We start from the raw sequence: 9,250 nt of genomic DNA, 5'->3' as shown, positions 1-9,250 counted from the left end.
CCGTCAGCGTCACCGCGTCGCCCTGCGTCACGCTCGCCGCAGAGGCGCTCAGCGTCGTGACCGAAGGCGAAGGCAGAGGCGTTCCGTAGAGGGTCGCCGTCGCGCTGGCAGCATGGGTCGCGTCTCCCCCGTAGACGGCCCTGAAGGGCGCCGCCGTCGCCGCGCCCGTGAAGTGGAAGCTGGCCGCCCCATTGACCAGGGCAGCCGTGCCGATGGCGGTATCGCCGTTGTAGAAGGTCACCGTGCCCGTGGGCGGCGGCAGCCCCGCGCCGCTGCTCACCATGGCCGAGAGTTGCACCCCTGCGCCGCCGGCTGCCGCCACCTGCAGTGCCGTCGTCGTCGGCGCCGCAGCGATCGACAGGCTGCTGGTCTGCGTGGCCGCCGCATGCAGCGCGTCGCCCGCATACTCGGCCCGGATGCTGCTCGTGCCCACCGGCAGGTCGTTCAGGGTCAAGAGGGCCTGGCCGTTGATGACCGCGGCCGTGCCCAGCAGCGTGGCGCCGCTGTAGAACTTCACCTCGCCCGTGGCCGGCGCCAGGCCCGGCGGCTGGCTGGTCGTCAGCCACGTCGACAAGGTGACGTTCTGCCCATAGGTGGCCCCGTAGCTGGGCGAGAAGCTCAGCCCGACGCTGGTGGTCGCGCCGTTGACGAGCTTGGTGCCCACGGCCGAGATGGCCGCCGGCCGGATCGTGTCGCCCGAGTAGGCCGCCCGGATGGCGTTGGCGCCCACCGGCAGCTCATTGGTCACGAGGGTGGCCTGGCCATTGACCACCGGCGCGCTGCCGATGACGGTGTCGCCGCTGAAAAAGGTCACCATGCCCCCGGGGTTGGTGCCGGCGATGCTGGCCGTCAGCGTCACGGCCGTGCCCAGCGGCACCGGCCCGCCCAGCGCACCGAGCGTCACGCCGCCGACGGTGGCCGGGTCGGCCAGCAGTTCGACATTCGCCCCGCTGCCCAGCTGGCTCACGTCGATCGGGTTGGCCAGCTGCGTGACGCTCAGGATGCGCGAGGCGCCGTCGTAGGTGGTGCGGGTGACGTAGCCCAGCGCATCGACCTGCCAGGCCAGGCGGTTGGCGCCGTCGTAGAAGCGCCAGACCTTCTGGTCCTTGTCCGTGCCCGCCGGGCGCAGGGCCTGCACACTGGTGGTGGTGTTGGCCGCGCTCCACGCGGTGGTGGGCTGCCCTGCCTCGTCCACCAGCACGGCGGTGTCGATGCGCGTGGCGTAGGCCACGGTCTGGCGCAGCAGGCCGTTGGCGTTGTAGACGTACTCGGTCATCGCCCCGGTGGCGTCGATGTCGGCCACCTTGCGCCCGGCTTCGTCGTACAGCATCCAGCTGCGCGCGCCGGTCGGGTCCTGCGTCATCAGCAGGCGCCCTTCGCTGTCGTAGGCATAGGTGGTGGTGCCCAGCACGCCGATGCCCACGCCGGTCTGGGTGACGCTGACCAGCCGCCCGGCGTGGTCGTAGGCAGACAGGGTGCTCAGGCCGTTGGCCAGCGTGACGGTGGTGCGCCCGTCGGCATCGTCGTAGTTGGTGAGGGTGATGTTCTGGGTGGTGCCGTCCAGCGAGGGGCCGCTGGCCGAGATCACGCGGCCCAGGCCGTCGTAGACGTAGCTGGTCACCCCGGCGGCGTTGTCGGCCTCGATCTTCTGCAGCAGCAGGCCCTGCTGGTCGTAGACGTACTGTGTGGTGGCCGCACCGGCGGCCACGCCCTGGCCATCGGCGCCGGTCTGGGCATAGGTGGTCGTGCTGCTCAGCGCGCCCCGGCCGTCGTAGCCGTAGTCGGTGCGCTGGCTGCGGGTGAGGTCCTGCCCCTGGCGCCAAGCCACCAACTGCGCCTCGGTGGGCACAGCCTCCGGGCCCAGCGAGCTTGTGTCATACGGCGTCGCGGCGTAGCTGATGGCGCTGGTGCGCTGGCCCCAGCCGTCGTACAGATACTCGGTGACGTCGCCCTGGGCGCTGATGACGAAACGCAGCCGGTGGTCGTTGCCTTGGGCATAGACGTAGCGGGTGGTCTCGGGCAGGCCGGCCGGGGTGTTGAAGGCGCCGCGGTCCACGACGGCGGCGTTGGCATAGAGGGTGTCGGTCAGCAGCTGGTTGGCCGCGCCGTAGGTGCGCGTACGCGTGTTGCCGGCCGAGTCGACCTCCTTGAGCAGGTTGCCGTTCGCGTCGTACTCGAAGCTGACCTGGCGGCCTTCTCCGTCCGTCACGCGGACGACGTTGCCCTGGGCGTCGTACAGGTAGCTCACCTGGCTCAGCCCGGCCGGGTTGGTCGCCGTCACGCCCTGGCGCACCTGGGTCAGCTGTCCCTCGGCGTCGTACAGGTAGACGCTGGACGAGCCCAGGGCGTCGGTGACGGTAGTCGCGCCAGCGACATCGTCGTAGGCGAAGGTGGTGACCGCGCCCAGCGCATCGGTGACGGTCTTGACCTTGTAGCTGCCGCCCACCTCCTCGTAGGTGAAGCTCAGCGCCGTGCCGTCGGTCTGGGTGACGCTGGCCACGCGCTTGCTGGCGCTGTCGTAGGTGTAGGTGGTGACGTAGGTGCCGCCGTCGGCGATGCTGCCGTCCGCGGGACTGAGGTCGACGGTGACGCTGACGAGGCGGTCGCTCGCATCGTAGGCGTAGCGAACGCGCGTGGTGGTGACGTTGTCCGCGGTGACGGTGCGGATCTGGGTGAGGTTGTTGCCGGTGTAGTCGTACCAGGTGACTTCGCCGTTGGCATCCGTCAACGATTCGACGTTGCCGGCGGCGTTGTAGCTCAGGGTGATGATGTTGCCGTCGGCGTCGGTGGTCGAGATGAGACGCCCCTGGCCGCCGGCCTGGTAGCGCTCGGTCATGCCGCTGTCGCCGTCCGTCCACACCAACTGCGCGGCACCCGCGTCATGGGCGATGGTGTCGAAGGCGCCCGCCCCGGCGGTGCTCAGGTACAGGCCGCGGGCGGCATCCCAGGCGTAGGTGGCTTGCGCGCCGTCGCGATCGATCCGGGTGATGGTGCTGCCGGCTTGGCCCAGGGTGCCCGTAACGCTGATGCGCTGGCCGAAGGCACCAACGGACCAGTTGTCCTGGTTGTCGTCGGTGAGCAGCCCCTGGCTGTTGTAGGTGCGCACGCTGACCACGTCCAGGCCGCGGCCGAGCAGAAGTTCGTCCCGGTTTTGCAGCACCAGGTTGCCGGTGGCCACGTTCACGTAGGCCTGCTCGCCGCTGCGGCCCTGCCACAGCGAACCCAGCGCTCCGCGCTGCCCCAGGGTGGCCATTGAGCTCAGACCCAGCCCCAGGCTGCTGCCGCTGACGATCGCTACCATGTCGTTTCCCTCTTCAGTGGTTCCGCATCGACAGCAACCGGGCCGTCGGCTCTTGGAACAACCTGTCCCCGCGAACCAACGGGCGTTTAATACCCAAGTACGGCAAAAGGGGATTCAAGGGATTCGCCAAGCGGCGCTAAACGGATCCGTCGCGTTACGGATATATGCAGAAAGCCCGCAGGTCGCCGCGCGCGGCCGCCAAGGTGCAGATATCCTGTTCCGAGCAGAGGCCCCTGGGGCCGAATCGAGGAAGTCCGTCATGCCATCCAATGAACCGTCCCACGCGCCATCAGACCAGGCCGCTGCCATCGAGGCGCTGCTGGCTCGCGGCGTGGCTGCCAGCCAAGCCAACGATTCCCGGATGGCCATCGAGCTGTTCCGACAGGCTTGCGCCCAGGCGCCGTCCGCCGGCCTGCCGCAGTTCCTACTGGGCTCGGAATACGCCGCCTCGGGCGATATGCAGGCCGCCGAAGGCTGCCTGGCCAACGCGGTGCTGCTCTCCCCCGACTTGGTGCTGGCGCGCTACCAGCTAGGGTTGCTCCAGTTCAGCTCAGCCCGCGCCGCCGCGGCGCTGGTGACCTGGCAGCCGCTGGCACAGCTGCCGCCGTCCACCCCGTGGCCGCACTGGGTGCGCGGCTTCGCGGCGCTGGCGCGGGACGAGTTCGAACAGGCCCGATCGCATTTGCAGCAAGGCATCGCCTTGAACCAGGAGAACGCCGCCCTCAACGCCGACGTGCACAAGGTGCTGGAAGGCATCGATGCACTCGCCGCACCGGCAGATGCAGCCGCGCGAACCGCCAATACCCCCTCCTCCTCAATGCCATCAGAGCAACTGGCATCGGATGGCGAGCAGGCCCCGCGAGAGCAAACTTCCAACGTCCAGGCCATGCTCGCCAGCTATGCACAGAACACCCGCGTGCACTGACCGGCGCCGTGCTCCGCCGGCGCCCTCATCCATTCGAATCCTTTCATGACCAGCATCGATTCCGCGTCGCGACTGGCGGCCATGCTGGCCGCACGGATGACCGCGGAGTTACGTCACCACTCCCCGCGCGCCGAACGGCTGGACACAGGGCGAGAACCCACGCAAGACAGGTCCACGTCGGATCTCAGCGATGTGAGCGCCGGCGAAGATGCGCGTTTGCTGCAATCCCTTGCGCTCGCCGTCGGCCGCCTCCCTGCCGATGACCCCGACCGCCAGCGCAAGGCCTATCGGCTATTCATGGAGGCCATGCTCGCGCGTGCGCTCGACCGCACTCGCTTCGACGACATGGATTTCAGGCAGCTGCTGGACACGGTGCTCCAGCGCATGGAGGACGACTCCGAGCTGCACGGCCAGTTGCGCGAGGCCGGACAGTTGCTGCTCGACGCCGCGAAGATCGCTGACGCGCCGCCTCCCGCGCGCTGAGCAAACTCCGGCTCGGCCACGACATCAGCGTCGAGCGCCATGGGCGTACGCGAACCGCGCTGGCGGCGCGAACAAGCCAACGGCAGCGTCCGGGGCCAGGTGCGAACATACTTGCGCTAACTGTAGGAGGCCTGAGCCATGATGTTCACCATATTCGGGGCAATCACTGCTGTCTTGTTTCTCATAGGGGCCGCGTTACTCAGTTCGCCCCACCTCCTGTTCAGCGGCTTGACGGTCGGCGCATGCACCGCGCTATGGTTTGCAATCGGTAGAGGGGCACGCAAGGGACGCCCGACCGCCGCAGGCGCGCATTCTGACCAGCGGTGAAAGGCACCTGGTGTGCTGCCGCTGCGCGTCTACTTCAGAATCCTGCCGAGGCTGTGTGAAAGCGCTCCGCATCATGGCCCGAGCCCACAGTCGATCTCTCATACCGAATTTCTTTGAAGAACATATCGACCATTCACGCTGAGCTTGTCGAGCGCGCTTGCGCATCGGTTTTCCATGGCACCGCGCGCCACCCGCGGAGCATGAAACGAGGGATGTCGCCGTGCCCGCTCGGCAAAGTCGAGCGTCGGGCGTGCAGCGTTTGGCTCGGCCGCATCCGGACACGCTGAACGACTCGCGTGGACCCGGCCATCGCCTCATTGCTTGTCCTCGGCACTTGCCGCCCGGGCCTGCACCCAGCTCGCCAGATCAGCGCCGGAGGCCGCATGGGCCCGCGCACCGAGCAGCCGGCGCACCAGCCGCTGCAGGCCCTGGGCATCCTGGACCTCGCCCGCGAGGAGGGCCTGGGCATAGCGCCCGCTCAGGTTATCGCGATCCAGCCGCAGTGCGATCTCGCAGGCCTGTTGGGCCAGTTCCCGGCGTTCATCCAGGACGTGAACAAGCGCCACCGCGCCATGGCTTTCGGCAAAGTTGCGGTCCAGCGCCAGCGCGGACTCAAAGCTGCGCAGTGCGCCATCGCGCTCGCCCTGCAGCAACTGCGTCCAGCCCAGGCCATGCCATGTTCCGACGTGCGACGGCATGTGCTCAAGCGCCTTGTCGAAGGCCGAGCGTGCCGGCCCCAGCGCCTGGGCGAGCAGCTGCGCGAAGCCCAGGGCAGACCAGGCACGCCCCTCTGCCGGCGCGCGCCGCACCGCCTCGCTGGCCAACGCCACGGCCTGCGGTCCATTGCCGGCATATGAGGCGATCGACGCCAGGGTGACCAGTGCCTCGGTCGGCGGGGCCTCGGAGGCCTGCATGCTCGCCGCAGCCCAGCGCTGCGCCTCATCCAACCGACCCGCATCCAGAGCGATCAGGCTCGCCACGCCGAGCACCGGCGGCATGGTGCCCTGACCAGCGGCATGCGCTCGCGTCCACGCCAAGGCCCGGTCGTGCTGCCGGTCATGGTGCAGCACCCGCAGCCACAGACAAGCCAGCATCGGCCAGGCGGCATGGGCGGGCGGCGCCGCTTCGGCCGCCTCCATGATCGGCGCCAGCCTTTGCAGCGCCTGCGTGTGCCGCCCCTCCTGGAAGTCGATGTACGCCAGGTTGTGCAGCAGCACGTCGCCGAGCCCCGGCGGCGCCGGATCGGGCACCTGCAGCGAATCGTAGACACTGCGCGCCCGGTCGTGGCGCTGCTGCGCCAGCCAGAAATCCCCTTCCCGCATCCGCCAGCCCAGCGGGTCCGCCCCACGCTGCCGCCCCTGCTGCATCAATGCCTGGGCGCGCTCCCATTCCCGGCACGCCAGGGCCGTCTCGAACGCATCGATCAGCAAAGCGGCATTGCCAGGATCCTGGGCAAGAAAGCGTTCGAGACGCGCCAGCCGGTCCCTCGCGGCGACCAGGGCCGGCGAGTCCGGAGCACCGGCCGCTGCAGGGGTTTGCTGTTCGAGGGTGCTGCGATCAACCATGTCCTTGGGTCCCGGAAGAAGAAAAGGAAGAAAAAGGAAGTCTCGGTACCAGCGGAACGGCCGGACCGTGTGCCCTGGCGCCCCGCCACCCTAGAGCGCGACGTCGCATCGCGCATCGCCCTGCAGCAGATCCCGCAGCCGTGCCAAGCCCTTCGTGTGCAGCTGCGATATCCGGCCCCGGGACAGTTCCAGACGGTTGGCGATGTCCTCGAAGGACATCTCCTGCTGATAGTGCCACTGGATGACGCGCCGCTCCGACTCGGGAAGCTGCGCCACGCCGTGGCGCAGCAACTCGCGCAGCTGGCGCGCCTGCGTCTTGCGGAAATAGCTGACCTCCGGGGACGACGTGCTCGCGGCATCGGCCTTGGCGAACATGGCCGTGTCTTCCAGCAGCACACCCAAGGCCAGGCCGATGCCCACCTCGGCCAGGTAGCTGAAGAGCGCGGCCGCATCGCCTTTGTCAGCCTTGGCGCCCTTGCCGTCACCGCCCCGCTTCTTGCCCTTGCCGGGCTGCGCCCCACCGGCCGCCTGCGCCTTCAGGTCCTCCAGCCGTTCCTGGCGCAGGCGCATCATGGTGGCGATCTGCTGGCTCTTTTCCGTCAAGCGCGCCAGGCCGTTGAGGATGGCGCCCTGCACGCGCTTGGAGGCGAAGGTCTTGAACTGCACGCCGTGGGCGGGGTCGAAGCGCTCGACCGACTCCACCAGCCCCAGGCTGGCGAACTGGAAGTAGTCGTCGAACTCGACCTCGTCGTGCGTGCGGCGCCCGTAGAGCGTCGCGGCCATCATGCGCGCATACGGAAGGTGATGGGCGATGAGCGCGTCCCGCGCGGCCGGGTCGCACGCCCCGCGCCATCGCTGCCACAGCGATGCGAGCGCTTCGTCGACCACGGGTTCGGCGCTCATCGGTGCGGCCGGCGCTCAGCGGAAGCTGCCCACCAGGGACTGCAACACCAGTGTCCATCCGTCCACCAGGATGAACATCAGGACCTTCAGGGGCAGCGCGATGGTGGTGGGCGGCATCATCATCATGCCCAGGGCCATCAAGATGCTGGAGACGATCAGGTCGATCAGCAGGAAGGGCAGGAAGATGACGAAGCCGATCTGGAAGGCGGCCCGCAGCTCGGAGAGCATGAACGCCGGGATCAGCTGCACATTGCTCACGTCCTCCATGGTGCGCGGCACCGGCGCCTTGGACAGCTGGATCATCAGCGCCAGGTCGGCCTCGCGGGTCTGGCGGACCATGAAGTCGCGCAAGGGCGCGATGCCCTTGGCATACCCGTCCGCCACCGAGACCGTCCCCGCCATGAAGGGCGTGAAGGCCTCCTCGTTGACCTTCTGCAGCACCGGCGCCATGGTGAACAGCGTCAGGAACAGCGCCAGGCCCATGAGGGCGGTGTTCGGCGGCGTCTCGTTCATGCCGATGGCGTGCCGCAGCATCGACAGCACGACGATGGTGCGCAGGAAACTGGTCACGCAGATGAGCAGCGCCGGCAGCAGGGCCAGCACCGTCAAGCCCAGGACCACCCGCAGCGCCTGCGCGGTCTCCTGCGGCACGGCCGGCGGCGCCATCCCTGCCGCGCCGGCAGCCGATGCGGTGCGGCACAGACTGAGGACAGCGCATGCGCCCACCGCCAGCAGCACAGCACCCGGGCGCAGCTGCCGCGCTTTCGCACCACGCAGAGGGGAGTTCATTGACCAATCTCCTGCCCCAGCCCCGGCACTTGACCCGAGGCCGATGACTCACCCGACGCGGAGCCAGGCTCGCTCCCCCTTCCGGGTGCGCCAGCACGACACAGCAACTGGACACCGCGCTCGCTGCACGCCACCAGCAGGGCCTCCCCGCGCCACGACACCTCGTGCACGACGTGCTGGCCGCCCAGGCGCAGCGTGCTCAGGCGCCTGAGCCCGCGTTCATCCACGGGGCCGCCTGCTCCCATGCCGAAGCGTCTCAAGCGTCCGGGGCGTCCGGATGCCCGGCGCGCGATGTAGGCGGCAAGCACCGCCAGCACCAGCAGCACGGCCAGGATCCCCCAGGCCGAGAACACGCCCGCCGCGGTGTCCTGAACGCCTTCGCGCCGCACGGGGATGTCCGCGGGCACGATGGCGCGGGCAGCAGCGGCTTGCGCAGGCGCACTGGACGCCGTCGTGTCTTCGCGCATCAGGCTGGATCCGAAGGCTGCAGCGGCGCCGGCAGTTCGGTCAGGCGCACCGCAAAATGGCCATCCAGGGCCACCAGCTGGCCACGGGCCACCACGTGTCCCTCGATGGACAGGGTCACGGGCTGGTCGATGCCGCTGTCCAGCCGGATCACCTGCCCCGCCTTGGCGCCCACCAACTCCCCCACCGAGAGGCTGGCTTCGCCCACGCTCACCTGCAGCCGGGTCTTGATCTGGTGCAAGGCACCCCAGTCCCTGAGCACCGGCCGTGCATCGCCGTGCGGTGAAACACCGCTCGCGGCAGCGCCGAACTCAGGCAGCGCGATGACGCGCGCCGAGGCGGTGGGCGAGGCGTGGGCCGCGTCCTTCGACGCGGCACCTCCCATGGTCGCAGCGGCGCCCGGACCGATGGCGTTGATGGCTTGGGTCATCGAGATGTCTCCAATGGAATCAATACAGGAACTGAAAGGGGGCGAAATGACAACGACGGGTG

The 9,250-nt window shown here is 68.9% G+C and carries 8 protein-coding genes; 2 read left to right on the top strand and 6 right to left on the bottom strand.

Annotated elements, in window-relative coordinates; all coding sequences use genetic code 11:
* On the bottom strand, window positions 1-3,301 hold a 3,301-nt coding region (locus tag ACIY1X_RS05425), incomplete at its 3' end, for an Ig-like domain repeat protein (RefSeq protein ID WP_399678705.1).
* A gap of 259 nt (window positions 3,302-3,560) precedes the next feature.
* Between ACIY1X_RS05425 and ACIY1X_RS05420 the strand changes: the two genes are divergently transcribed.
* Window positions 3,561-4,226 (top strand): hypothetical protein, encoded by a 666-nt coding sequence (locus ACIY1X_RS05420; protein WP_399678702.1) that lies wholly within the window; start codon window positions 3,561-3,563, stop codon window positions 4,224-4,226.
* A gap of 45 nt (window positions 4,227-4,271) precedes the next feature.
* Window positions 4,272-4,709, top strand: coding sequence for a hypothetical protein (locus tag ACIY1X_RS05415; RefSeq protein ID WP_399678701.1), 438 nt, complete (start codon window positions 4,272-4,274; stop codon window positions 4,707-4,709).
* Window positions 4,710-5,350: 641 nt separating this feature from the next.
* Here the strand turns inward: ACIY1X_RS05415 and ACIY1X_RS05410 are convergent.
* From ACIY1X_RS05410 to ACIY1X_RS05390, 5 genes are all read right to left on the bottom strand, one after another.
* A complete protein-coding gene (locus ACIY1X_RS05410; RefSeq protein WP_399678698.1) occupies window positions 5,351-6,601 on the bottom strand; it encodes a hypothetical protein in 1,251 nt (416 codons plus the stop codon).
* A gap of 90 nt (window positions 6,602-6,691) precedes the next feature.
* Window positions 6,692-7,504 carry a sigma-70 family RNA polymerase sigma factor gene (locus ACIY1X_RS05405; protein ID WP_399678695.1) on the bottom strand — a complete coding sequence of 271 codons (813 nt, stop codon included), beginning with the start codon at window positions 7,502-7,504 and terminating at the stop codon, window positions 6,692-6,694.
* Between the two features lie 15 nt (window positions 7,505-7,519).
* Window positions 7,520-8,155 carry a flagellar type III secretion system pore protein FliP gene (fliP, locus tag ACIY1X_RS05400; protein WP_399678692.1) on the bottom strand — a complete coding sequence of 212 codons (636 nt, stop codon included), beginning with the start codon at window positions 8,153-8,155 and terminating at the stop codon, window positions 7,520-7,522.
* Window positions 8,156-8,289: 134 nt separating this feature from the next.
* The gene (locus ACIY1X_RS05395; RefSeq protein WP_399678690.1) at window positions 8,290-8,760 is read right to left on the bottom strand and encodes a hypothetical protein; all 471 of its coding nucleotides are present in this window, start codon (window positions 8,758-8,760) and stop codon (window positions 8,290-8,292) included.
* Window positions 8,760-9,250 (bottom strand): FliM/FliN family flagellar motor C-terminal domain-containing protein (locus ACIY1X_RS05390; protein WP_399678687.1); only part of this gene is annotated, 491 nt, incomplete at its 5' end. The genes ACIY1X_RS05390 and ACIY1X_RS05395, both read right to left, overlap by 1 nt.

This window comes from Xenophilus sp. (assembly GCF_044462705.1).
Lineage (GTDB): Bacteria > Pseudomonadota > Gammaproteobacteria > Burkholderiales > Burkholderiaceae_C > Xenophilus > Xenophilus azovorans.
This window is presented reverse-complemented; position numbering and strand designations above follow the sequence as displayed.

What these genes read in the sequence shown, in the direction of transcription:
- ACIY1X_RS05420 (WP_399678702.1), top strand. Translation starts at nt 3,561, where the DNA reads ATGCCATCCAATGAACCGTCCCACGCGCCATCAGACCAGGCCGCTGCC.
- ACIY1X_RS05415 (WP_399678701.1), top strand. Translation starts at nt 4,272, where the DNA reads ATGACCAGCATCGATTCCGCGTCGCGACTGGCGGCCATGCTGGCCGCA.
- ACIY1X_RS05410 (WP_399678698.1), bottom strand. Translation starts at nt 6,601, where the DNA reads ATGGTTGATCGCAGCACCCTCGAACAGCAAACCCCTGCAGCGGCCGGT.
- ACIY1X_RS05405 (WP_399678695.1), bottom strand. Translation starts at nt 7,504, where the DNA reads ATGAGCGCCGAACCCGTGGTCGACGAAGCGCTCGCATCGCTGTGGCAG.
- ACIY1X_RS05395 (WP_399678690.1), bottom strand. Translation starts at nt 8,760, where the DNA reads ATGCGCGAAGACACGACGGCGTCCAGTGCGCCTGCGCAAGCCGCTGCT.